At 62.0% G+C, this 23,256-nt stretch carries 21 protein-coding genes; 16 read left to right on the top strand and 5 right to left on the bottom strand.

Going from position 1 to position 23,256, the window contains the following annotated elements:
• The first annotated feature begins 252 nt into the window (after positions 1-252).
• From D6858_RS16215 to rplL, 6 genes are all read left to right on the top strand, one after another.
• On the top strand, positions 253-378 hold the full coding sequence (locus D6858_RS16215) for a hypothetical protein (protein ID WP_276308685.1): 126 nt from the start codon (positions 253-255) through the stop codon (positions 376-378).
• Positions 379-405: 27 nt separating this feature from the next.
• Positions 406-936: a DUF2975 domain-containing protein gene (locus D6858_RS07170; RefSeq protein ID WP_120108586.1), complete on the top strand. Its 531-nt coding sequence runs from the start codon at positions 406-408 to the stop codon at positions 934-936.
• Positions 936-1,169, top strand: a complete 234-nt coding sequence (locus D6858_RS07165) for a helix-turn-helix domain-containing protein (RefSeq protein ID WP_120108584.1) — start codon at positions 936-938, stop codon at positions 1,167-1,169. The genes D6858_RS07170 and D6858_RS07165 overlap by 1 nt, the downstream gene beginning before the upstream one ends.
• Before the next feature lie 316 nt (positions 1,170-1,485).
• Entirely contained in the window at positions 1,486-2,370 is an 885-nt protein-coding gene (locus D6858_RS07160) for an OmpA family protein (protein ID WP_120108582.1), read from the top strand.
• Between the two features lie 755 nt (positions 2,371-3,125).
• Entirely contained in the window at positions 3,126-3,641 is a 516-nt protein-coding gene (rplJ, locus tag D6858_RS07155; protein ID WP_120108580.1) for a 50S ribosomal protein L10, read from the top strand.
• Between the two features lie 68 nt (positions 3,642-3,709).
• The gene (gene rplL / locus D6858_RS07150) at positions 3,710-4,087 is read left to right on the top strand and encodes a 50S ribosomal protein L7/L12 (protein ID WP_102153832.1); all 378 of its coding nucleotides are present in this window, start codon (positions 3,710-3,712) and stop codon (positions 4,085-4,087) included.
• Positions 4,088-4,210: 123 nt separating this feature from the next.
• Here the strand turns inward: rplL and D6858_RS07145 are convergent, their stop codons facing one another.
• From D6858_RS07145 to D6858_RS07135, 3 genes are all read right to left on the bottom strand, one after another.
• Positions 4,211-5,956, bottom strand: coding sequence for a cation:proton antiporter domain-containing protein (locus tag D6858_RS07145; protein ID WP_120108577.1), 1,746 nt, complete (start codon positions 5,954-5,956; stop codon positions 4,211-4,213).
• 4 nt (positions 5,957-5,960) lie between these two features.
• Positions 5,961-6,458 (bottom strand): c-type cytochrome, encoded by a 498-nt coding sequence (locus D6858_RS07140; protein WP_120108575.1) that lies wholly within the window; start codon positions 6,456-6,458, stop codon positions 5,961-5,963.
• Positions 6,459-6,533: 75 nt separating this feature from the next.
• Positions 6,534-7,067 carry an acyloxyacyl hydrolase gene (locus D6858_RS07135; protein ID WP_120108572.1) on the bottom strand — a complete coding sequence of 178 codons (534 nt, stop codon included), beginning with the start codon at positions 7,065-7,067 and terminating at the stop codon, positions 6,534-6,536.
• Between the two features lie 107 nt (positions 7,068-7,174).
• On the opposite strand from D6858_RS07135, the gene D6858_RS07130 reads away from it, so the two are divergent.
• The 4 genes from D6858_RS07130 (at position 7,175) to D6858_RS07115 (ending at position 12,042) form a co-directional block, all read left to right on the top strand.
• Positions 7,175-8,566 carry an MATE family efflux transporter gene (locus tag D6858_RS07130; RefSeq protein ID WP_120108569.1) on the top strand — a complete coding sequence of 464 codons (1,392 nt, stop codon included), beginning with the start codon at positions 7,175-7,177 and terminating at the stop codon, positions 8,564-8,566.
• 165 nt (positions 8,567-8,731) lie between these two features.
• Positions 8,732-9,019 carry a co-chaperone GroES gene (groES, locus tag D6858_RS07125; protein ID WP_102153836.1) on the top strand — a complete coding sequence of 96 codons (288 nt, stop codon included), beginning with the start codon at positions 8,732-8,734 and terminating at the stop codon, positions 9,017-9,019.
• 55 nt (positions 9,020-9,074) lie between these two features.
• Positions 9,075-10,724: a chaperonin GroEL gene (gene groL, locus D6858_RS07120; protein ID WP_120108566.1), complete on the top strand. Its 1,650-nt coding sequence runs from the start codon at positions 9,075-9,077 to the stop codon at positions 10,722-10,724.
• A 268-nt stretch (positions 10,725-10,992) separates the two neighbouring features.
• Complete coding sequence (locus tag D6858_RS07115; protein ID WP_240623745.1) at positions 10,993-12,042, top strand: serine hydrolase; 1,050 nt, start codon at positions 10,993-10,995, stop codon at positions 12,040-12,042.
• Between the two features lie 227 nt (positions 12,043-12,269).
• Here D6858_RS07115 and D6858_RS07110 read toward each other — a convergent pair whose 3' ends face one another.
• Complete coding sequence (locus D6858_RS07110) at positions 12,270-12,470, bottom strand: hypothetical protein (RefSeq protein ID WP_120108561.1); 201 nt, start codon at positions 12,468-12,470, stop codon at positions 12,270-12,272.
• A gap of 228 nt (positions 12,471-12,698) precedes the next feature.
• Between D6858_RS07110 and polA the strand changes: the two genes are divergently transcribed.
• Genes polA through D6858_RS07095 form a run of 3 tightly spaced genes read left to right on the top strand, consistent with a single transcriptional unit; the run spans position 12,699 to position 18,071 of the window.
• Positions 12,699-15,545 (top strand): DNA polymerase I, encoded by a 2,847-nt coding sequence (gene polA, locus D6858_RS07105; RefSeq protein WP_120109523.1) that lies wholly within the window; start codon positions 12,699-12,701, stop codon positions 15,543-15,545.
• 3 nt (positions 15,546-15,548) lie between these two features.
• The gene (locus D6858_RS07100; RefSeq protein WP_120108558.1) at positions 15,549-16,937 is read left to right on the top strand and encodes a sensor histidine kinase; all 1,389 of its coding nucleotides are present in this window, start codon (positions 15,549-15,551) and stop codon (positions 16,935-16,937) included.
• 57 nt (positions 16,938-16,994) lie between these two features.
• Entirely contained in the window at positions 16,995-18,071 is a 1,077-nt protein-coding gene (locus D6858_RS07095; RefSeq protein WP_120108555.1) for a mechanosensitive ion channel family protein, read from the top strand.
• A gap of 94 nt (positions 18,072-18,165) precedes the next feature.
• Here the strand turns inward: D6858_RS07095 and D6858_RS07090 are convergent, their stop codons facing one another.
• The gene (locus tag D6858_RS07090; RefSeq protein WP_120108553.1) at positions 18,166-20,502 is read right to left on the bottom strand and encodes a CDC48 family AAA ATPase; all 2,337 of its coding nucleotides are present in this window, start codon (positions 20,500-20,502) and stop codon (positions 18,166-18,168) included.
• Positions 20,503-20,990: 488 nt separating this feature from the next.
• On the opposite strand from D6858_RS07090, the gene D6858_RS07085 reads away from it, so the two are divergent.
• Genes D6858_RS07085 through D6858_RS07075 form a run of 3 tightly spaced genes read left to right on the top strand, consistent with a single transcriptional unit; the run spans position 20,991 to position 23,246 of the window.
• Positions 20,991-21,713 (top strand): CoA transferase subunit A, encoded by a 723-nt coding sequence (locus D6858_RS07085; RefSeq protein ID WP_120108551.1) that lies wholly within the window; start codon positions 20,991-20,993, stop codon positions 21,711-21,713.
• A 40-nt stretch (positions 21,714-21,753) separates the two neighbouring features.
• Entirely contained in the window at positions 21,754-22,599 is an 846-nt protein-coding gene (locus D6858_RS07080; RefSeq protein ID WP_120108549.1) for a hypothetical protein, read from the top strand.
• An 11-nt stretch (positions 22,600-22,610) separates the two neighbouring features.
• Positions 22,611-23,246 carry a CoA transferase subunit B gene (locus D6858_RS07075; RefSeq protein ID WP_120108547.1) on the top strand — a complete coding sequence of 212 codons (636 nt, stop codon included), beginning with the start codon at positions 22,611-22,613 and terminating at the stop codon, positions 23,244-23,246.
• The last annotated feature ends 10 nt before the right edge of the window (positions 23,247-23,256 follow it).

The following is a 23,256-nucleotide window of genomic DNA, read 5'->3' as shown; positions in this document are numbered from 1 at the left end:
CTGTCGCCGCCTCCATCCCGGCAGGGCCTTCGCGCCAAGGCCCCGCTTGCTCGAAGCGGTCGATGTGAGCGCCATGTAGGAAACAGGGGGGCGAGAGTCAATGTTCGTGTTGCGCCCGCCCAGCCGGGCGGGCGTCCTCGGCGCTGGAGTGGTGCAAAAAGCAGCAATATATCGTTTTTCGATATTATCGATTGACAATAAACCGACTCGGTCTTATTGATTATCGATATTGACCTTATCGGAGAACGAAAAATGAATAAGCCCAACCTTCTCGCCGCCGCTCTCGCCCTCGTGCTGACGGTCGTCACCTTCCATCAGGCTATCGCCATCCCCGCCCCGGCCACAGCGCCAATCATGTCGCAGCAATTGCTTGCCTGAACTCAGCACGACGCAAAGGACATCGCCATGAACAACCGCCCTAACGACATTCTCCTCCTCATCGGCAAAATTATCTGCATTTTCATGCAAGCAGCCCTTGTGATCGGCGCGATCGCACTGACTATTGCTATCCCTGTCGTGCTGATTTTCGGATCGAGCGCGACCGGAGCGGGCGGGCTTCCCGCCGACTTCCCGCTTTGGGCGCTTGCTGCTGTGATGGCGGTCGGCCTCATCATAGTGGCGCTGATGTTCGGTTTCTTCGATCGCCTGCGCCGCATCATCGGCACCGTTGGACAAGGAGACCCGTTCCAGCCCGAAAACGCCACCCGCCTTTCGCAGATGGGCTGGCTGATTGTCGGGGCGCAGCTCATGGTCATCCCCGCAGGAATACTCGCAGCGGTGATAGCCCCGTTTGCCGACAAGATGGACAACGTGCACTTCACCATCGATGGCGGCTTCGACGCCGAAGGTATCCTTCTGGCTATCGTCCTGTTCATCCTCGCCCGCGTGTTCCGCCACGGCGCCGCGATGCGCGACGATCTGGAAGGAACAGTGTAATGGGCGGCGAAACCGAAGGCAGCGCCATCGTGGTCCGGCTCGACGATCTGCTTTACGAACGGCGCATGACCCTGACCGAACTGGCCGAACGGGTTGGCCTGACTCTGGCCAATCTCTCGATCCTCAAGACGGGCAAGGCCAAGGCGATGCGGTTCAGCACGCTGGAGGCGATCTGCCGCGAACTGGACTGCCAGCCGGGCGATTTGCTGGAATATCGACCGGATAGCATCTGACTGGCCAATACTGCGGCCCGGATCGCGGCGGCATGCCTTTAAGGCGCGCCGCCGCGACTGTTTCGGTAAACGGATCATCGCACGCAAAGCCCGCGTTGCCCCCGTTCACAAAGGGATAGCCACCTGCGTTCATCTGCCAGACAGGTCAATCTGAACACCCGGCACCCCTCTGGCATTGTCCCCGGCGTCCCTGCCGGGTTCCCCCGGTGCCAATCGCCACGCCTCCGCCGCCACTCCGGCTATCAGGCGCGAGGCGACTGAAAACAGCAGTCCGGCGCGATCCTGTGCCGGACAACCAGTTTTAAGGAGCGGAAATATGAACGTCATTTCCCGAACGTCCGGTGCTCTTCCCCTGATCGCCCTTGTTGCCATGGCCGCATCGGCCCCTCTCGCAGCGCAGCCTGTTTCTTATGATGAGGGGGGCGAACCCGCCGCCACTGTCATCGGCACGCCCCCCGCCGATCTGAGCGAGCTGGAAGCCGGCCCGGAAATCAACGGTATCATTTCCGCCCGCGACGACACCCGGTTTAAGGTTACCGCAGACGACGGCACCGACACGGTCCTTTATATCAGCGACGCCAGCGAAATCCGGTCGAGCGGCGGCTTTCTCGGTCTGGCGCGTGACAAGCTGGGCGCCGAAGCTCTGCTGAACGGTCTGCCGGTGTCGGTCGAAACCAAGCAATGGGCCAATGGTCTGGTCGCCAGTAAGATCGCACTGAAAAGCAAGGATCTCAAAACCGCGCAGATGATCCGCAGCGGCACCGCGCAGGGCTTTGCCGAACAGACCGCCGCGACCGAAGCGCTACGTGGCCGGATGGGCGACATCGACAAGTACAACGTCAAAGGCACCACCAACGTCTATTTCGACACCGGCAAGTGGAAGCTGACGCCCGAAGCGGAACGCGATCTGTGCGCCGCCGCCTCTCAGGCAGAGGGGATGGACAATGCCCTGCTGCTGGTTGTTGGCTACACCGATTCCGACGGCAGCCAGGAATTCAACCAGACGCTGAGCGAGAAGCGCGCAGGGCGCGTGGTCAACTATCTGCAGCAGAACTGCGGATGGAAGCCATACCGCATGCTGACCCCGACAGGCATGGCCGAGGCCGACCCGGCAGCGGATAACACCACCGCATATGGCAAGGCTCAGAACCGCCGCGTGTCGGTCAATATCCTCGTCAGCAAAGGACTCGACGGGATCTGATAGAAGACAGGCGTCGGCCCCTCGCCAGCACGTGAGGGGCCGATTGCTTCATTACAGGGAAAGCCCCGCCCCACCCTCGTCATTGCGAGGAGCCGTAAGGCGACGTGGCAATCCATCGGGCAACGCTCGCCCCCCTCACAGCCGCCGCGATGGGAGGAGGCGTCGAGTGAGGGTGTCACACGAAGGCGCGAAGGCACGGAGTGGGTTTGGTGCGGGAGTAGGGACCGCACTTCCGATGGCTGGCCCATACTATCGCGCATAGCCCCACCCTCGTCATTGCGAGGAGCCGCAGGCGACGCGGCAATCCATGACCCGCTCTCTCCTCCGACACAACCGCAGTGACAAACCGCAGCGCCACATCACGGATTGAGTCATTTCGTTCGCAACGTCGAACGACAAGCGACCACGAAAGGCGCGAAACCCGCCATTTGCCACCCCGAAGGCGAAAGCACAGTCCGCACCCACAGGGGTTTCGCTTGACTCGCGGCCCCAAATCCCTATTGGCCCGCGCTGACCGTTACGGCGGTCGTCCGTCCGAGACAGTTGGTGGGGGTATATGGCCCCCTTAATTTCCAGCCTAGGCGGGGAACAGAGTTTCCGGGCAACCCCGTCAGGGTGTTTGCCCATCGCGCTATCGGCGCACCTCCTTCCCTTGTCGATGGACTCGCCTGCGTTGCAGCTTCGGCTGCCACGCGGACAAGCATGAGCCGGTCCTGTCGGAGCCATCCGGCGGGATCATAGTGAAGGAGTAAGGCATGGATCGTTCGCAGAAATCCGAAGCGGTCGCATCGCTGAACGCAGTCTTCCAGGAAGTTGGCGTGGTGGTTGTCACCCGCAACCTCGGCATGACGGTGGACCAGTCCACCGAACTGCGCGGCAAGATTCGTGAAGTTGGTGCAACCTACAAGGTTGCGAAGAACCGTCTCGCCAAGCTCGCCCTCAAGGACACTCCCTACGAAGGGCTGGAAGAATATCTTTCCGGCCCGACGGCGCTCGCCTGGTCGGAAGACCCGGTGGCGGCGGCCAAGGCCGCAGTGGAATATGCCAAGACCAACGACAAACTCGAAATCGTCGGTGGTTCTATGGGCGGGCAGTTGCTCGACGAAGCCGGGGTCCGGGCGCTTGCCTCGATGCCCTCGCTCGACGAGCTGCGCGGCAAGCTGGTCGGTCTCATCAACGCCCCGGCGACGAAAATCGCCCAGGTCGTCAATGCACCGGCTGCCAAGCTCGCTCGTGTCTTCGGTGCCTATGGCGCCAAGGATGCGGCGTAAGCGGTTTTTCGAATTCGATACGAAACATCTGGGGCCATTCGCCCCGCCAATATTTGGAGTAACCAATCATGGCCGATATCGCCAAGCTTGTTGAAGAACTGTCGAAGCTGACTGTCCTGGAAGCCGCTGAGCTTGCCAAGGCACTGGAAGAAGAGTGGGGCGTGAGCGCCGCTGCTGCTGTTGCTGTTGCCGCCCCCGGTGGTGCCGGTGACGCCGCTGCCGCTGCTGAAGAAAAGGATGAATTCGATGTCATCCTGACCGGCGACGGTGGCAAGAAGATCCAGGTCATCAAGGAAGTCCGCGCCATCACCGGCCTGGGCCTGACCGAAGCCAAGGCTCTCGTCGAAGGCGCCCCGAAGGCGCTGAAGGAAGGCGTGAACAAGGCAGAAGCCGAAGACATCAAGGGCAAGATCGAAGCAGCCGGCGGCACCGTCGAACTGAAGTAAGCCTTACGCGCTTACATTCGATCTCGCTTGCGAGACACGCGAAGGGCGGTCCCGATGGGGCCGCCCTTTTTGCGTGGTGCCGCGGCTCAACAGGTGCGATCCTGAACGAAGCGGCAGCGTCCGCTACCGCTGCTGCTGGCGGATCACCATATCGCGGGCGGCGCGGTAATCGCCCGCTTCACGCTGGGCCTCCAGCCGTTCCCGATCGTTATCGCGATAGGTGTGTTCGGCGCTGTCGATATCCTGCAGACTGTCGCCCAGCGCCTCCAGCGCGGCGCGCGCCATCGCCACCGCCGATTCCATCACTTCGCGCACGGCATATTCGTGCGGCGCATCGCGCAGGTCGATCAGCGTGCGGCGGTCGTATGCCCGCAGGAACACGCGCGCCTGCGGGAATGCTTCGCGCACGGCCTCCAGCACGCCTGCGTCGATCTGTTGGCCGTCGATACAGAAACAGATGATCGTCGCTTCGCCCGCGCCCGCCTGTCGCAGCAGATCGATACGGGTGCCATCCCCGAAATAGACCTTGGCCCCGAACTCGCCCGCTGTATCGATCATCTCGGTATCGCGGTCGATCAGGGTGACGGGGATATCGCTGGCGATCAGCATTTGCGCCACTGTCTGCCCGAACCTGCCATAGCCGATCACCAGCGCGCTGGCGCCATCGGCCCGTGGCCCTTCGCGTTCTTCGGAAGAGGCCGGATCGCGGCGCAAGGGGGCGGTGAGCATCATCAGGAACGGCGTCGTCGCCATCGACAGAGTGACGACCGCGCCGAACAGGCTGGCCGCTTCGGGGCTGATCAGCAAGCCGTTTTGCGCCTGCGCGAACAGCACGAAGCCGAATTCGCCCCCCTGACTGAGCAGCAGACCGAGCGCGAGCGCGCTCCGCCAGTTCATGCCCGCAACCATGCCCAGCCCGCCGATCACCAGCGCCTTGGTCGCGATCAGCGCCAGCGCCATGCCCGCCACGAACAGCGGCCGTTCAGCGATGGCGTGCAGGTCGAGCATCATCCCGACCGAGAGGAAGAACAGCCCCAGCAGGATCGAACGGAACGGTTCGATATCGGTTTCCAGCTCGTGCCGGTAAGGGCTGTCGGCCAGCATCACCCCGGCGATAAACGCACCCAGCGCAGTCGACAGGCCCAGCGCCTGCATCAGCGCCGCCGATGCGACCACTGTAAACAGCGCGGCGACCACGAACATCTCGCGCTCGCCAATATTGCCGATCAGGCGGAACATCGGACGGATCACGAACCGGCCTGCCAGAACAAGCCCGACGATGGCGGCAACAGTCATCAGCGCCAGTTGCCACCCCGGCGGCCCTTCCTGCGCCTCAGGACTACGGCTGATCGCGGCGATCACGGTAATCAGCGGGATCAGCGACAAGTCCTGAAACAGCAGGATCGAAAACGCCCGCTCGCCAAACGGGCTACGCAGACGCCCCGCCGATTGCAGCATCGGCAGGACCTGCGCGGTCGAACTCAGCGCCAGCGGCAGGCCCAGCGCCAACGCAGCCGCCCATGTGAAGGTCGTGGCCACCCCGATCACCACCGTCAGCGCCAGACCGCACAGTACCACCTGCGCCAGACCCAGCCCGAAAATATCGCGCCGCAATCGCAGCAGTCGCGCAGGCGCAAGCTCCAGCCCGACGACGAACAGCAGCAGGGTAATCCCCAGTTCGGCAAATTGAATCTTGGTTTCCGCCCCGCCGGTCAGGCCCAGAACCTGCGGCCCGACAACCGCGCCGGCCACCAGGTATCCCAGCGTGGCCCCAAGGCGGAGCTGGCGGAACAGCAGCACGAAACCGAGCGCGAAGCCCAGCAGGATCAACCCTTCGTACAGGTAACCTGTTCCGCCGCTTTCGTGCATTCGGTCAGGTCAACGATTTGAGGTAAGCGATGACTTCCTTGCGCTTCGCTTCGTCTTTCAGACCGAAGAAAGCCATCTTGGTGCCGGGCACGACCGCTTTCGGGTCAGTGAGATATTTGTCCAGCGTGGCATCGTCCCACGTCAGCCCCGATTCCTTCATCGCTGTGCTGAACTGATAGCCGGGAATCTCACCCGCTTTGGTGCCATATACACCTGCCAGCGACGGGCCGATCTTCATCTCGCCCGGCTTGGTGCTGTGGCACGCCTTGCATTGGATGAAAGCGACCGGTTCCTTGCCAGCGGCCGCAGCATCGACTGCCGCCGCGGTATCCTGTGCCGCATCGGCGGCCGCGTCAGTCGCAGGCGCGGCTGTTTCAGCGGGCGTCGCTTCAGGTGCCGCGGTCGCTGCCGGAGCGGTATCGCTATCGTCCGCAGGCTGGCCACAAGCAGCCAGCGCCAATGACAAAGTCAACGCACAAGCGATGGAAAACGTATGTTTCATGACGGTTCTTCCCCTTGGTATCGTGGTACGATGCCCGACACCTAGGCCACCCCCATACGCGCCCAATGATCTCGGTCAAAGATGCAAGTTGGCCCGCACCCCTATCATATCGATTCCGGGGTTCTGCTGGCTGTCGAACAGGCGGGCGTTGGAGATATGCACCCAGCTCGCCTCCACCGTCAGGCGCGGGGCGATTTGGGTGCCGACCGCAATTTCCGGTTCGAACAGCACCCGGCTGCCCAGATCGGTGCGATAGCCGGTATCGGGGTTCACCCGCGTCGACGGCGCGTTGTGAACCACCAGCCCGACACCGGGGCGCACATAAACCGGGCCGAGTGAGAACTTGCGGCTGATTCCGGCCCCGATGAAATCGGTTCCACCGTCCGAATTGACCGACCCAAAAACATAGGGCTGCAACCGCAGCGGCCCGCCCACGGGATCGAGGCGATAGCCCGCCTGAATGTCGGTGCCCGATTCCTGCGTATCCAATGTGAACGGGGTATCGACGGCATGGGCATATATCCCGCCATAGATTTCCCCGGCCATCGCCGGGGTGGCGACAAGTGAAACGCCCGCAAACATGCAGGCAAGAATGGCTTTTCTGGTCATGCCTGCCCCATGGCTGTGGCAAGCTTGCCGCAAGCTGAAGTGATCTTCGCTCAAACCGGTTTCGCAGCTTCCCCCGGCAGATGGCCCCGCCTATTCGGGACGGCTTTATGTCTGACGCAAATACTCTTGAGCGCAACAGCGCATGGCGCGGCGAAATTCGCGAAACCTTCAAGCTGGGGTGGCCGCTGGCGGCGGCGAACCTGCTGCAAATGCTGGTGCACGCCGTCGATGTCATCTTCGTCGCGCGGCTGGGAGAGCTGGAGCTGGCCGCTGCCGCGCTGGCGATTGCGCTGTTCGGGCTGATCATGTGGGCGTTTTCCGGGCTGACCGGGATGGTCGCCGCTCTGGTCGCAGAGGAACTGGGGCAGCGGCGCCATTCGGTGCGCGAAGTTCGCCGCAGCGTGCGGATGGGCCTGTGGCTGGCAGTGGCCTGCGGGATCGCGGGTATGCTGGTCTGCCTTTCCGGGGAAAGCCTGATGCGGGCGACAGGGCAGGATCCGGCTATCTCCACTATGGCAGGCCGGTTTCTGACGATCATCATGTGGGCAATGGTGCCGATGATTATCGCCAACGTGCTGCGTAGTTTCGTGTCCGCGCTGGGCCGCCCGGTCTTCGCCACGATGATTACCGCCTCGGCCATCGGGGTCAGCGCACTGGCGAATTACATGCTGGTGTTCGGCCATTTCGGCGCGCCCGCGCTGGGGCTGGACGGGTCGGCGCTGGCCAGCGTTGTTACTGCGAGCTTCATCGTGCTGGCCTATGTCATTGCGATCGGCACCGACCGCCGCCTGCGCCGCTATCGCATTTTCGGCAACTGGTGGCGCCCGGAATGGAGCCGTTTGCGTGAACTGGTCCGCCTTGGCACTCCGGTTGCGCTGACGATTCTGGCCGAAGCCGGTCTCTTCAGCGCCGCTGCGTTTCTGATGGGGCGGATCGGGCCGGTGGAACTGGCCGGACACACCATTGCGCTGCAAATCGCAGCGCTGGCGTTCCAGATTCCATTCGGCATCGGACAGGCGGCAACCATTCGCGTGGGATACCATTATGGCGCGGGCGACCGCGATGCAGTGGGCCGCGCAGGTTGGGTCGCCATCGGCATGGCAATGGTCTTTGCCGCGGTCAGCGCCAGCGCGATGGTGCTGTGGCCAATGGCCATGCTGGGCATCTATATCGATCCCTATGCCCCCGCCAACGCGGCGCTGGTCGGCTTTGCCCTGCAGTTCCTGATCGTCGCCGCCGCGTTTCAGTTCGTCGACGGGTTGCAAGCGGTCGCCGCCGGGGCCTTGCGCGGGGTGCAGGATACCCGCATTCCGATGCTGTTCGCGGTGTTCAGTTACTGGGTGCCGGGCATGGGCGTGTCGGTTCTGCTCGGCTTCTATACCCCGCTGGCGGGGGTGGGTGTTTGGTTCGGACTGGCCGCCGGACTGATCGTCGCATCGATCCTGCTGCTGGGCCGGTGGATGCGGCGCGACCGGCTGAACCTCGACCGGCACCGCTGAGGCGTCGCGGGCGCGGTTGGTCCGGGTTGCGGCACAGGCTGCAATTTTTTTGCACGCGCGCCTGTTGACTCACCGCAAGGCCCTTCTCATATCGCCGCCGCTGGCACTCTCCATGCGGGAGTGCCAGAGTTACAGTTTCATCCACTCACGAGAGAGGTCAGACACATGGCATTCCGTCCGTTGCACGACCGCGTTCTGGTTCGTCGTATCGAAGCCGACACCAAGACCGCCGGCGGCATCATCATCCCCGACAGCGCACAGGAAAAGCCCAGCGAAGGCGAAATCGTTGCTGTTGGCACCGGTGCGAAGGCCGAAGACGGCACCGTCACTCCGCTCGACGTCAAGGCGGGCGACCGCGTCCTGTTCGGCAAGTGGTCGGGCACCGAAGTCAAGATCGACGGTGAAGACCTGCTGATCATGAAGGAAAGCGACATCATGGGCGTGATCGGCTGAGCCGACCCGCACTGACGCTTCCCATACAAGACACGAATTTTCAGGAGAAACATCAATGTCTGCCAAGGACGTAAAATTCGGCCGCGATGCGCGTGAACGCATTCTGCGCGGCGTCGACATCCTCGCCGATGCCGTGAAGGTCACGCTCGGCCCCAAGGGTCGCAACGTCGTGCTCGACAAGAGCTTCGGCGCACCGCGCATCACCAAGGACGGCGTTTCGGTCGCCAAGGAAATCGAACTGAAGGACAAGTTCGAAAACATGGGCGCGCAGATGCTGCGCGAAGTGGCCAGCAAGACCAACGACCTCGCCGGTGACGGCACCACCACCGCCACGGTGCTGGGCCAGTCGATCGTGCGCGAAGGCATGAAGTCGGTTGCCGCGGGCATGAACCCGATGGATCTGAAGCGCGGTATCGACCTCGCCGTTGGCAAAGTGGTCGAAAACCTCAAGGCCCGCAGCAAGGACGTGTCGGGCTCCAACGAAATCGCCCAGGTCGGCGTGATTTCCGCGAACGGCGACAAGGAAGTCGGCGAAAAGATCGCGGAAGCGATGGAAAAGGTCGGCAAGGAAGGCGTCATCACCGTCGAAGAAGCGAAGGGCCTCGAATTCGAGCTCGACGTTGTCGAAGGGATGCAGTTCGACCGTGGCTACCTCAGCCCGTACTTCATCACCAACCCCGACAAGATGACCGTGGAACTGGATAACCCCTATATCCTGATCCACGAGAAGAAGCTGTCGAACCTGCAGTCGATGCTGCCGATCCTCGAAGCTGTGGTGCAGAGCGGGCGTCCGCTGCTGATCATCGCGGAAGACATCGAAGGCGAAGCGCTGGCCACGCTGGTGGTCAACAAGCTGCGCGGCGGCCTGAAGGTCGCAGCGGTAAAGGCACCGGGCTTCGGCGATCGCCGCAAGGCCATGCTGCAGGACATCGCGATCCTGACGCAGGGCGAAATGGTTTCGGAAGATCTCGGCATCAAGCTGGAAAACGTCACTGTCGGCATGCTCGGTGAAGCCAAGCGCGTCACCATCGACAAGGACAACACCACCATCGTCGATGGCGCCGGTTCGGCGGACGACATCAAGGCCCGCGTCGGCGAGATCAAGGCCCAGATGGAAGCCACGACCAGCGATTACGACCGTGAAAAGCTGCAGGAACGCCTTGCCAAGCTGGCAGGCGGCGTTGCGGTCATCAAGGTCGGCGGCGCTTCGGAAGTCGAAGTGAAAGAACGCAAGGATCGTGTCGACGACGCACTGCACGCAACCCGCGCTGCGGTCGAAGAAGGCATCGTTCCGGGCGGCGGCACGGCTCTGCTCTATGCGACCAAGGCGCTGGACGGCGTTCACGGTGAAAACGACGATCAGACCCGCGGGATCGACATCGTTCGTCGCGCGCTGCAGGCTCCGCTGCGTCAGATCGCTGAAAACGCAGGCCACGACGGCGCAGTTGTCGCTGGCAAGCTGATCGACGGCAACGACGAAAGCACCGGCTTTAACGCAGCGACCGACACTTACGAAAACCTCGTGGCTGCCGGCGTGATCGACCCGACCAAGGTCGTGCGTACCGCGCTGCAGGATGCGGCATCGGTGGCCGGTCTGCTGATCACCACCGAAGCGGCGATCGCTGAAAAGCCGGAAGACAAGGCCGCTGCCCCGGCAATGCCCGACATGGGTGGCATGGGCGGAATGGGTGGCATGGGCTTCTAAGCCCCGCCGACTCATCATCGTTTACCGAATCGGCCCGGCAGGATCGCTCCTGCCGGGCCTTTTCTTGCGCCATATCAATCTCTCAGCGGGCGAGTTCGCGGCGCGCCTACCCCGCGATACGTGATTACCGCAGCTTATGGTTAAGTTATTTTTGACTTAGATTTGTGACGATTCATGCCTAACGCGGGCAACTAGATGTCGCGAAAGCGCCACTTTTCGTCGCCGCTGCGTTGCGAGGCAGGGTCGGGCCGTTAAGTCTGTGACAACCATGAGGGATTATAACGGGGTTATGGGACGCAAGAACAATCTCGGCCGGTGGACTACCGGCCTCGCACTGGCTCTCGGCCTCGCCGCTGGCTCTGTCACACCGGCACAGGCGGCCGATGCCGTCGATGTCTCCGCCGCATTCGATCAGGTGCTGGGCACCGATCAGCGCGCGCCGCGCGCGTTCGACCTGCAATACGATTCGGCGCTTGAACGTCTGGTCGGGCGGATCGCCGATGGCTCGCAAGGGCGGATCGGCGTGGCCGCGGTCGATCTGGTCACCGGTCAGCAGGTCTCGATCCTCGGGGATCAGCGTTTCCCGATGGCCAGCACCAGCAAGATCGCCATCGCCGCCACTTTCATGGAAGGCGTGGAACAGGGCCGCTGGTCGCTCTCCAGCGAATTCCCGCTGATGGTCCCGGTGCGTTCGGCCCCGCATTCCAGCGCGGTCGCTCCGGTGCGTCCGGGCCAGTATTTCAAGGCGATCGACCTGATCGAAATGATGATCACCCGGTCCAACAATCAGGCGACCGATGCCTTGCTGAAAGTCGTCGGCGGTCCGCGCGCGGTCAACAAATGGGTCCGGGCGCAGGGGATCGAGGAATTCCAGATCGACCGCGACATCGCCACACTGGTGCGCGACGATGGGGCAATCGATCCGGCCAAGCAGATCGACACCCGCGATTCCGCCACGCCCAAGGCGATGGTGAAACTGCTGACCGGGCTGTATCAGGGCAAATACCTCAACGAAGCGAGCCGCCGGGTCATTCTGGGCGCGATGGAACGTTGCCGCACCGGTTCGCGCCGGATCAAGGCTTTGCTGCCCGACAGCGCGATCGTGGCGCACAAGACCGGTTCGCTGAACAACACCTCCAGCGATATCGGCGTGATCAAGGCGCCCAACGGGCATGCGATTGCGCTGGCCGTCTATGTCACCGGGCAAGGTTCGCGACCGGCTCGCGAAGCGAAAATCGCCAGCATCGCCCGCACTCTCTATGATGGATATACCGCCCGTGGCGACAGCGGCCGGCAGTACGCCTCCGCCGATTACTGACAGCTCATTACCGACACACCCCCTGTCGGTAGCGCCCTGCCCACCGCACACTGGTGGCGGGGCGCAGTTGGTTGCGCGCCAGACGCCTGTTGGGCGGGTCGCGATGGACGAGGGATCGCGCACGCCATCGCGCACGCCGATAGATCGCACACATAGAAAAAGGGCGGCACCTCGCGGCACCGCCCCAATTCTATCGCTTTCGCGCCAGAGGCGCGCGCGGCCAACTCTTAGTTAGCGGCGTCCGAAGCGGCGTCAGCAGCGTCCGAAGCGGTGTCCGAAGCAACGTCAGCAACGGCATCAGCATTGGCCATCGTGTCGGCAGCAGCCGAGTCAGCGGTGGTTGCAGCAGCGTCCTGGGTCTTTTCCGAGCAAGCGGCGACCGAAAGAGCGGCACCAGCGACAGCAGCGGCGAGAATGATCTTACGCATAATTCGTTGTTCCTTTGAACAGCGGTTACAAAATGCCCCGGCGTGCTGCCGTGCATGACCGGTCAAATAATGGCAACTTTGTGGCAAAGCAAGCCATTTCCGCCCTATTTGCCCAAATCCCGCCGCATTCTCAACGGGAAATCAGGCGCAAACGGCGCAAATCCGCCATTTTGCCGGTTGCAGTAATTGCGGCTGACCCGGCGCGCGCGGACTGCTAGCACCGCGTATATGGCAGACAAGCAGCATCTCTATCTCGTCGACGGTTCGGCCTATATTTTCAGGGCTTATCATCGGCTGCCCCCGCTGACCAATCCCGAAGGGACGCCGGTGGGCGCGGCCTATGGTTACACCACGATGCTGTGGAAACTGGCGGAAGATCTGCACACCGCCGATGGCCCCACCCATCTGGCGGTCGTGCTCGATAAATCGAGCAAGTCGTTCCGCAACGATATTTACGATCAGTACAAGGCCAATCGCCCCGAACCGCCAGAGGATTTGCGCCCGCAATTCCCGCTGATCCGCGATGCCACCCGCGCATTCAGCCTGCCGCTGGTGGAAGAACCCGATGTCGAGGCGGACGATATGATCGCCAGCTATGCCCGCGCCGCTGCGGCGCAGGGGTGGGATGTCACTATCGTCAGTTCGGACAAGGATCTGATGCAGCTCGTCGGGCCGGGCAAGGATGGGGCCGGCACCATCGACATGCTCGACACGATGAAGAACGCCCGTATCGGCGTGCCCGAGGTGGAGGAAAAATTCGGTGTCGCGCCCGAACTGGTGGGCGATGTCCTCGCGCTGATGGGGGATTCGGTCGATAACATTCCCGGCATTTTCGGGGTCGGGCCGAAAACCGCCTCGAAACTGATCGCCGAACACGGATCGCTGACCGCCGCGCTCGATTCCGCAGCGGAGATGAAGAAATCCAAGCTGAAAGAACGGCTGATCGAACATCGTGCCGATGCCGAACTGAGCCGGGTACTGGTGACGCTGAAAGAAGACTGCCCGCTGCCAATCCCGCTGGAGGATATGAAGCTGGAGGGCGTGCCCCCCGGCCCGCTGGCCGACTTCCTCACGACGCACGGGTTCACCAGCCTGCTGCGGCGGCTCGACACCGGTGCGGGCAGCCCGTCGCGCAAGACCGATCTGAACCCGGCGAAACAGGAAAATGCCGGTACGCAGCCCGCCGCAGCGGGGGCTGGCAATCGCCAGCCATTGCCCGAAATGCCCGCAGTGGACCGCACCGCCTATACCTGTGTGCAAACCGAAGACGCGTTGCAGCAGTGGATCGATCGCGCATTCGCCGCCCGTCTGGTGGCGGTCGATACCGAAACCAGCGCGCTCGATGCGATTGCCGCCGATCTGGTCGGTATCAGTCTGGCGCTGGGGCCGAACGACGCCTGCTATATCCCGCTCGCGCATGGCGGCAGCGATATGTTTGCCGAGCGGCCCGAACAGATCCCGCTCGACCGCGCAATCGCCATGCTCAAACCGCTGCTGGAAAGCGACGCGGTGGTGAAAGTGGGCCAGAACATCAAATACGATCTCAACGTGCTGGCTCGCCACGGCATCGCCGTCAGCCCGATAGAGGACACGATGATCGTCAGCTTCGCATTGGATGCCGGGCGCGGCACCGATGGGATCGGCGGCGGGCATGGGATGGATGAACTGTCGGTCCGCCATCTCGGCCATGCCCCGCTGGCGTTCAAGGACGTGTGCGGCACCGGCAAGAAAGCGATCCCGTTCGGTGAAGTCCAGCTCGACCGGGCAACCGAATATGCCGCCGAAGATGCCGACGTGACATGGCGGCTGTACAAACATCTCAAGCCGCGCCTTGCCGTCGAAGGCGGCACCCGCGTCTATGAACGGGTGGATCGCCCGCTGATCCCCGTCGTCGCCCGGATGGAACGCGAAGGGATCAAGGTCGACCGCGCCGCGCTGTCACGACTGAGCGAAGAATTCGCCGCGCAGATCGGTACGCTGGAAAAGCAGATCCACGAACTGGCGGGGGAGGAATTCACTGTCGGCAGCCCCAAGCAACTGGGCGATATCCTGTTCGACAAGCTGGGCCACAAAGGGGGCAAGAAAGGCAAGAGCGGGCAATATTCGACCGATCAGTCGGTGCTCGAACGGCTTGCCGGGGATGGTGCGGAAATCGCCACCAAAGTCCTCGAATGGCGCCAGCTTTCCAAGCTGAAGAGCACCTATACCGATGCCTTGCAGGCGGCGATCAATCCGGCGACCGGGCGGGTGCATACCAGCTATAGCCTGGTCGGCGCGCAGACCGGGCGGCTCAGCTCGACCGATCCCAACTTGCAGAATATCCCGATCCGCACCGCCATCGGCCGCCAGATACGCGAAGCGTTCGTCGCGGACGAGGGCAACGTCCTGCTCGCCGCCGACTATTCGCAGATCGAACTGCGGCTTGCCGCGCATATGGCCGATGTGCCTGAACTGAAACAGGCCTTCGAAGCGGGCGAAGACATCCACGCCCGCACGGCGAAGGAAATGTACGGCGAAGTCACCCGCGACACCCGCGCCGCCGCCAAAACGATCAACTTCGCCATCCTGTACGGCATCAGCCGCTGGGGTCTGGCGGGCCGGTTGGGAATCGAACCGGACGAAGCGCAGGCGATGATCAACCGGTATTTCGAACGCTTCCCCGGCATTCAGAAATATATCGCGCACACGCTCGAAAGCGTGCGCGAACGGGGCTATTCCGAAACGCTGTTCGGTCGCAAGACATGGTTCCCGCGCATCGAATCGAAAAATCAGGCCGAACGGCAGGGCAGCGAACGCGCCGCGATCAACGCCCCGATTCAGGGCACCAGCGCCGATATCATCAAACGCGCGATGGCCCGCATGATGCCCGCTCTGGCCGATGCCGGATTGCAGAACGTGCGTATGCTGCTGCAAGTGCACGACGAACTGGTGTTCGAACTGCCCGAAGGCGATGTCGATGCGGCCAGGCCGGTGATCGAACGCGTGATGGCCGAAGCGGCCCTGCCCTCCGTCAAACTCTCCGTCCCGCTCGGTATCGAGATCGGCACCGGCAAGAGCTGGGACGCGGCGCACTAACCGATGGCCATGCCCCCCTCTCTTCCATCCGCAACCGAAGATCAGGATGCCGAATCGGTCGCCCGTTTGCGCGCGCGCCATACCAAACGGCGCCGGATGATGCGGCGGTGGGGCAATATGGCGGTGTTCCTCACTGTCGCAGCAGCGCTGATCGGCGCGGTCCTGCTCATCGCGCAAACTGTCGAGGCGGAACGCCATGAACGCGAGCAGGTTCAGAAGACCAATCGCATCCTGCTTCAGCTGCGTAACATCAGTCGGGCCGCTTTGAACGCGGAAACAGGTCAACGCGGGTATGTTATCACGCTAGATCGGCGCTATCTGGGTGCATATACTCTATCTCGCGACACATATCGATCTGAAATCAATAAGTTGCGCGATCTGATTGGAGACAACATCACTGTCAAACAGGCCGAACTGGTCGACCGGATCGAAACCCTCTCCGATGCCAAATTCGCGGAGATGGACGAGACGGTGAAGTTGATGGATCACCGCGATATCTTCAGCGCGCAGAAGCTGATCCTCAGCGACGAAGGCCTTGAAACAATGGGCCTTCTCAGCCAGTCGATCCGCGATCTGGAGGCGATAGAGCAGCAAATTCTCGCGCAGGCCACCGCGCAGAGCACCCGCGCCGAACAGCGGGTGATGCCGTTGCTGGCCGGGTTGCTGGTGTTGCTCACCGTCGCGCTCGTGCTCGGCTACCTGCTGGTCGGCCGCGCAGCACGGGCAGAGGCGGAGGCCGCCCAAGCCGCCCGTCTGGCCGAAGCGCGCGACCGCGCCGACTTGCTGGCGCGAGAGCTTAACCATCGGGTAAAAAACCTTTTTGCCGTGATCCTCGCGATCGTGCGGATGAGTGCGAAAGACGCGCCAGAGGCCAAGCCGGTGGTTGATCGCATCGCCGAACGCATCCATGCGCTGCTCAGCGCACACGAAGTGACGCAAGGCAAAGCGCAAGGCGCGACGAGCGACCTCGGAAATCTGGTCCAAACGGCTGTAAAACCATATCTTTCCAGCGACCGGGTGGTGAACCTGGATGGCAGCCCGGTGGCGCTCACCGCGCGGCAAGTCACACCGCTGGGGCTGGTGCTGCACGAATTGACGACGAATGCCGTCAAATACGGCTGCTGGGCAATCGGCGGCGAACTGACCGTGCGGTGGGAGATCGATTCCGACCGGATTACAATCGTTTGGTCCGAAGATGGTGCCCGCGAGGTAACACCAGACACCCCCGTCGAACGCACGCCCGATGCCGCGCCTGCCCGCGAAGGGTTCGGCACTCTGCTGATGACCAGCGCCGCCCGCCAGTTGCGGGGATCGATCAATCGCGACCTTTCGCCGGAAGGGTTGCGGGTAACGATTGAATTCCCGCACGAAGGCGCACCGAGCGAGGGTTGAGACGGTTGCCCCCGCCCGCCCTTGCCAGCGCATGGGTGCTTCCATAAGTCTCCGGCTATGTTCAGCGAATTCGATCTGTCCCGCTATACCATCGAATGGCCAGAGATGATCCACGCCGTGGTTTATCTCTGCGCGACCATATTCATCGCATTGCTGTTCCATACGCTCGTGTTTTCAATCCTGCGTCGCGTCGTGCGCCAGACCGAAACCGGGGCCGACGATCTGGTCATCGATCGCCTTTTTCAGCCGAGCCGCTGGGCGATTATGGCAATCGGGATTTCGCTTGCCGCACAGGCAGATGGCTGGATTGGCGCGGTGTGGGATATCGCGGGCAGATTCGTCATGCCCGCTTTGCTGGGATGGATGGCATTCGCCATTGTCCGCGCGTTCGCACTGGCGCTGGATCATCGTGCCGAAGCTTCGGAAGACCCGGTCTCCGCACGCAGCCACCGCACGCGGATCGCGATCCTTTCGCGGACGGTCACTTTCATCATCGTGTTCATCACTATCGGCCTGATGATGCTGGGAATTCCTGGTGTCCGCCAGGTCGGCGTCACCGTGATGGCCTCTGCCGGTCTTGCCGCTCTGGCGGTGGGCGCAGCGGCGCAACCCGCTCTCAAGTCATTGATTGCCGGTCTGCAAATGGCAATCACCGAACCGCTGCGTATCGGCGATCTGGTGGTGGTCGATGGCTTCACCGGGCGTGTGGAAGAGATCCGCATGAGCTTTGTCGTCGTGCGGATGTGGGACGAACGTGCGGCGATGGTGCCCACCAGCCGCTTCCTCGACAACAGCTTCGAAAATTGGTCGCGGGTGAGCGAGAAACTGTCCGGTCCGGTCTATCTCCACCTTGACCCGGCAACCGAAATAGCGCCCGTCCGCACCGAGTTCGAACAATTCCTCGCGGCACAGCCCGAATGGGATCGGCGCATGGGCAATTTGCTGGTCACAGAAGCACGACCGGAAAGCATCGAGCTGCGTATGGGGATGAGCGCAGCAACGATTGGCGAGTTGTGGGAACTGCGCTGCCGGGTGCGCGAACATATGCTCGACTGGCTACGGCGCGAAATGCCCGACGCGCTGCTGCGCCACAGGCTGGAAGTCGAAGCGGCCAATGCACGGGTGGAACAGTGACGGGCCCCGCCGAGGCTCAGGACCCGTTACTGGCAGCATAGCGAGCACCTCCCCGCGCACCTGCGCGAGCGGGGAGGTGGCACTCTCTGGCAGATTAGCTGCCCTTCGGATCGCCTTCGTCGGGCCCGTGTTTGAATTCACGGGTCGGCTCCAGCATCCCGTCGGTGATAAAGCCGATTGTCGGGCGAACAGCAGCAGCCCGCTTTTTCAGTTCGCCGCGCATCTTGAGATATTCGTTCTCCATCTCCTCCGTCACCGTGGCGCGCGATTCCGCCAGAGCTTCGGTAAAGTCGGCCGCCGTGACGCTGTCCGCCTCACCGCCCGCACGCCGCAAGGCACTGAGCCCTGCCCTGCGCACGATGTCTTCCAGATCAGCACCGGTAAAGCGCTCTGTTTTCTCAGCAATCACGCCCAGATCGACATCGCTGGCCAGCGGCATATTGCGCGCATGGATACCCAAAATGCGTTCGCGCCCGTCTTTGTCCGGCGTTCCGACATAAACCAGTTCATCGAACCGCCCCGGTCGCAGCAACGCCGGGTCGACCAGAGTGGGACGGTTGGTAGCGCCGATCACGATGACCGACTGCAATTCCTCCAGCCCGTCCATTTCAGCGAGGATCGTATTGACGACACGACCGGTAACCGCCGGTTCGTCTTGCCCCGTCCCCCGTGCGGGAACGAGACTGTCGATTTCGTCGATGAAGATGACGCAAGGTGCGACCGACCGGGCCCGCTGGAACATGCGGGCGATCTGTTGTTCGCTCTCGCCGTACCATTTCGACAGCAGGTCGCTCGACTTCATCGAAATGAAGTTCGCTTCGGATTCCTTGGCCACTGCCTTCGCCAGCAGCGTCTTACCCGTTCCCGGAGGCCCGTAGAGCAGGAAGCCCTTGGCCGCGCGAATACCGAGCCGATGAAATGCCTCGGGGTTCTTGAGCGGAAGCTCGATCCCTTCGCGGAGCTGTTCGGTCGCTTTGGCGAGCCCGCCAATATCGCTCCAGCCCACATTGGGCATCTGCACCATCACTTCGCGCATGGCACTTGGCTGCACCCGCTTGAGCGCAGCGAGGAAATCCTCGCGCGTGACTTGCAATTCTTCCAGCACTTCTGGCGGCACGGTGCGTTCGTCGAGATCGAGCCGTGGCATGATTCGCCGCACTGCCTCGATTGCCGCTTCGCGCGACAAGGCTGCGATATCGGCGCCGACGAACCCGTGCGTTGTGCGCGCCAGTTCGTCCAGATCGACTCTGTCACCCAGCGGCATGCCGCGGGTGTGGATCGCCAGAATCTCGCGGCGCCCTTTCTCGTCTGGTACGCCGATCACGATTTCACGGTCGAACCGACCGGGCCGCCGTAATGCTTCATCGATCGCATCGGGGCGGTTGGTCGCTGCGATGACCACGATGTTGGAGCGCGCCTCCAGCCCATCCATCAGCGTAAGGAGCTGGGCAACCAGTCGTTTCTCCGCCTCGCCAGCGACCCTGTCGCGTTTGGGGGCGATCGAATCGATCTCATCAATGAAGATGATCGCAGGCGCAGCTTTGGCCGCTTCCTCGAACACTTCACGCAGATGCTTCTCGCTTTCGCCATAGCCCGAACCCATGATTTCCGGGCCGTTGATGGTGAAGAAGTCCGCATCGCTTTCATTGGCGACCGCTTGTGCCAGACGGGTCTTGCCCGTCCCCGGCGGACCGTGGAGCAACACACCCTTGGGCGGATCGACCCCGAGGCGCGTGAACAATTCGGGGTAGCGTAGCGGCAGTTCGACCATTTCGCGCAATTGCTGAATCGTATCGCCGATGCCGCCGACATCGTCATAGTTCACAACCGCACGGGCATCGCGCGGCTCTTCGAAAGCGGGGCGCAATTCGACTTCGGTATTCTCGTCGATATGGACGATGCCCTTGGGGCTGGTCGATACGACAGTCAGACGGATCTGCGTAAGGGCATAAGCCGGTGCGTTGAACATACGGCGCACTTCGGGCGGCATATTCTGCACCGGCTGCTGACCGGTCGTGGCAACGATATCGCCCGCCACCAGTGGCTTGCGGAAGAAATTGCGCTGCAAGGCCTGCGTCGGGCCCTGCAGGCGCATTTCGCGCTGAGCAGGGGCGAACACGACCCGCGTCGCCGGGCGCGATTCGGCAGAGCGAATAACGACATGTTCGCCGGATCCGGTTTCCGCATTGCCACGCTGCAACCCATCGAGCCGCACCACTTCGAGCGATTCGTCTTCCGGATAGGCCGGGGCGGCAATTGCGGCCGTCGCCCGTTTGCCCACCACTTCGACGACATCGCCTTCGGTGATACCCAGCGCCTGAAAGGCGGAGCGGGGCATCCGGGCGATTCCCTGCCCCGATTCCTCCTGCCGCGCCGCCGCAACCTGTAACCTCACCGTCCTGTCGATTGTTGCCGCGTCGTCTTCGGCCATCGGGCTTCCGCCTTTCCTATTGTCTGCCTGTCTGGCCCCACGAATTAGGAACCCGATCCTGCTTTGCCAATGAATGGGGCGCGATTCGGTGCCAGAAAGCCGACCAGACAATCAAATTGGTGACGGCACTTGCAATAAAGGCCTGCATCGGACGAAAAAAAGGCCCGGCGGAAAACCACCGGGCCTTGGAAGTCTTGGGAGAGGATGCCTGAAAGGCAGGGAGACATATGCCGATTGCCGACATTTTGTGCAAGTGCGAAATTTTCAAGCACAGTTGCATAATCCGCAATTTGTGGAAATTAACAATTTAATTTCAATCGGATATTTCCGCAAGGCAAGAAAAGACACCGCGGATCGCACCCGATATTTTGCAGTGCACAATGAATTGCTCTGCTCGACAACTGCGTTGCGGGTCGCTCCGCAAAAGCTGTCTATTCGCCGGGATCAGGGGTCGTGACAGCAGATAAACTGCTCGCTAAACCTGTGGCATGAACAAGCTCTATCCCTCCGCCGCAGCCGCGCTCGACGGCATTCTGACCAACGACATGGTGATTGCCAGCGGGGGCTTCGGCCTCTGCGGGATACCGGAAAGATTGCTCGATGCTATCCGCGATTCAGGGGTGACCGGACTCACATTCGCCAGCAACAATGCCGGGATCGATAACGAAGGTATCGGCAAACTCCTCCGCACCAAGCAAGTGAAGAAAATGATCAGTTCCTACGTTGGCGAAAACAAGGAATTCGAGCGCCAGTTCCTCTCCGGAGAGCTGGAGGTGGAATTCTCGCCGCAAGGGACGCTGGCCGAACGGATGCGTGCGGGCGGCGCGGGCATTCCCGGATTTTACACCAAGACCGGCGTCGGCACTCAGGTGGCCGAAGGCAAGGAAGTAAAGCAGTTCCCCAACCGTGACGGGGAAATGGAAGACTACATTCTCGAACGCGGCATTTTTGCCGACCTGTCGATCGTCAAAGCGTGGAAGGCCGACGAAACCGGCAATCTCGTGTTCCGCAAGACAGCCCGCAATTTCAACCTGCCCGCTGCCACTTGCGGCAAAGTCTGCATCGTCGAAGTCGAAGAAGTGGTGCCGGTTGGCGCGCTCGATCCCGATGCCATTCATTTGCCGGGGGTATATGTTCAGCGCCTGATTGTCGGCGCTCCATACGACAAGAAAATCGAATTCCGCACCGTGCGCGAGCGGGAGACGACGTGACCTGTACAGGCCCTGTTGATTTTGCAGGGGACACGTCGGCTTGATCCGCCCGTTCGCTCCCTTCGTTGCTGCGGCGATGGCAAGCTGCGCGCTGTCAGGCTGCGTTGCTGCAATCGTGCCGACAATGGCAGGCGGCGCCTTCCTGCGTCAGCGGATGGCCAATGCGGAAGAGCGCAAGGAAGCCCAGACGGCACCCGTTGCCTCTACAGGCGCCACCACGCGCGAACCATCCGTCTCTGATGCCGCTCTTGCGAGTGGGGAAAGCGGCGAACGCATTGCCGCGATCCTGGAGGGACCGTTACCGCCCCCGTCGGGCTCGCCTGTGTCTCTCAACGCCAGTTCCTATGCCGATCTGTACGCATTTGCCGCCAAGGCAGGAGCCGCTCCGCCGGTCGGCACAGTACGTCATTCGGCGATGCTGGCCGATTCCGGGATGCTGGATGCCACGACAGCCGAATGTTCGATTCATCCCGCAGCGGTGCTGATCGATCTCGATCCTGCTGACGCGCTGCTGGAGCCGGGCGACGACCTGCAGGCCGATCAGGCTCTGGCCGAACGTCTGGCCACCTTGCGGAGTGACAATATCACGATTGGCTGGATTTCCGGCAATACCGCCGATCGGGCGGGTGACATTCGCCGTGTCCTCTTATCCACCGGGCTCGATCCTGACGGCCACGATCCACTGGTTCTGCTGCGCTATCCCGATGATCGCAAGCAAACCCGCCGCGCCGATTTTGCGAAGGAATATTGCGTCGTCGCCATCGCAGGTGACGAGCGCGCCGACTTCGACGAATTGTACAAGTATCTCAAGGATCCCTCTGCTGCCTTGTCGCTTGAACCGCTGCTTGGCAAAGGCTGGTTCCTGATCCCCCAACCGCTGAACTGAAGGACGATCTGATGCCCTGGACCCGAGACGAAATGGCCGCCCGTGCCGCGCAAGAGCTGGAGGACGGCTTTTACGTCAACCTCGGTATTGGCATCCCGACGCTGGTGGCAAACCACATCCCCGAAGGGATGGACGTAACATTGCAGAGCGAAAACGGAATGCTCGGCATCGGCCCGTTCCCCTATGAGGATGAGGTCGATCCCGACCTCATCAACGCGGGCAAGCAAACCATCAGCGAACTGCCACGGAGCGTCTATTTCGACAGCGCTGCCAGCTTTGCGATGATCCGGGGCGGGCACATCGATCTGACTGTGCTCGGCGCGATGGAAGTGTCGGAAAACGGCGACATCGCCAACTGGATGATTCCCGGCAAGATGATCAAAGGCATGGGCGGGGCGATGGACCTTGTCGCCGGGGTGAAGAAAATCATCGTCGTGATGGAACACACCAGTAAATCAGGCGCGCCCAAATTCCTTCCCGAATGCGATCTGCCGCTGACCGGTCGCAACGTGGTGGACATGATTATCACCGATCTGGCCGTGTTCCGCCGCCCCGATCATTCCAGCCCGTTCAAACTGATCGAGCTTGCACCGGAGGTTACGGTAGACGAAGTGGCCGCCAAAACTACAGCCCATTTCGTTACCTGAGCGCGCTGTT

This window comes from Tsuneonella suprasediminis (assembly GCF_003605755.1).
GTDB lineage: Bacteria > Pseudomonadota > Alphaproteobacteria > Sphingomonadales > Sphingomonadaceae > Tsuneonella > Tsuneonella suprasediminis.
Note: the sequence above shows the minus strand (reverse complement) of the source record. Positions and strands in the feature narration are given on the sequence as shown.

What these genes read in the sequence shown, in the direction of transcription:
- D6858_RS16215 (WP_276308685.1), top strand. Translation starts at nt 253, where the DNA reads ATGAATAAGCCCAACCTTCTCGCCGCCGCTCTCGCCCTCGTGCTGACG.
- D6858_RS07170 (WP_120108586.1), top strand. Translation starts at nt 406, where the DNA reads ATGAACAACCGCCCTAACGACATTCTCCTCCTCATCGGCAAAATTATC.
- D6858_RS07165 (WP_120108584.1), top strand. Translation starts at nt 936, where the DNA reads ATGGGCGGCGAAACCGAAGGCAGCGCCATCGTGGTCCGGCTCGACGAT.
- D6858_RS07160 (WP_120108582.1), top strand. Translation starts at nt 1,486, where the DNA reads ATGAACGTCATTTCCCGAACGTCCGGTGCTCTTCCCCTGATCGCCCTT.
- rplJ (WP_120108580.1), top strand. Translation starts at nt 3,126, where the DNA reads ATGGATCGTTCGCAGAAATCCGAAGCGGTCGCATCGCTGAACGCAGTC.
- rplL (WP_102153832.1), top strand. Translation starts at nt 3,710, where the DNA reads ATGGCCGATATCGCCAAGCTTGTTGAAGAACTGTCGAAGCTGACTGTC.
- D6858_RS07145 (WP_120108577.1), bottom strand. Translation starts at nt 5,956, where the DNA reads ATGCACGAAAGCGGCGGAACAGGTTACCTGTACGAAGGGTTGATCCTG.
- D6858_RS07140 (WP_120108575.1), bottom strand. Translation starts at nt 6,458, where the DNA reads ATGAAACATACGTTTTCCATCGCTTGTGCGTTGACTTTGTCATTGGCG.
- D6858_RS07135 (WP_120108572.1), bottom strand. Translation starts at nt 7,067, where the DNA reads ATGACCAGAAAAGCCATTCTTGCCTGCATGTTTGCGGGCGTTTCACTT.
- D6858_RS07130 (WP_120108569.1), top strand. Translation starts at nt 7,175, where the DNA reads ATGTCTGACGCAAATACTCTTGAGCGCAACAGCGCATGGCGCGGCGAA.
- groES (WP_102153836.1), top strand. Translation starts at nt 8,732, where the DNA reads ATGGCATTCCGTCCGTTGCACGACCGCGTTCTGGTTCGTCGTATCGAA.
- groL (WP_120108566.1), top strand. Translation starts at nt 9,075, where the DNA reads ATGTCTGCCAAGGACGTAAAATTCGGCCGCGATGCGCGTGAACGCATT.
- D6858_RS07115 (WP_240623745.1), top strand. Translation starts at nt 10,993, where the DNA reads ATGAGGGATTATAACGGGGTTATGGGACGCAAGAACAATCTCGGCCGG.
- D6858_RS07110 (WP_120108561.1), bottom strand. Translation starts at nt 12,470, where the DNA reads ATGCGTAAGATCATTCTCGCCGCTGCTGTCGCTGGTGCCGCTCTTTCG.
- polA (WP_120109523.1), top strand. Translation starts at nt 12,699, where the DNA reads ATGGCAGACAAGCAGCATCTCTATCTCGTCGACGGTTCGGCCTATATT.
- D6858_RS07100 (WP_120108558.1), top strand. Translation starts at nt 15,549, where the DNA reads ATGGCCATGCCCCCCTCTCTTCCATCCGCAACCGAAGATCAGGATGCC.
- D6858_RS07095 (WP_120108555.1), top strand. Translation starts at nt 16,995, where the DNA reads ATGTTCAGCGAATTCGATCTGTCCCGCTATACCATCGAATGGCCAGAG.
- D6858_RS07090 (WP_120108553.1), bottom strand. Translation starts at nt 20,502, where the DNA reads ATGGCCGAAGACGACGCGGCAACAATCGACAGGACGGTGAGGTTACAG.
- D6858_RS07085 (WP_120108551.1), top strand. Translation starts at nt 20,991, where the DNA reads ATGAACAAGCTCTATCCCTCCGCCGCAGCCGCGCTCGACGGCATTCTG.
- D6858_RS07075 (WP_120108547.1), top strand. Translation starts at nt 22,611, where the DNA reads ATGCCCTGGACCCGAGACGAAATGGCCGCCCGTGCCGCGCAAGAGCTG.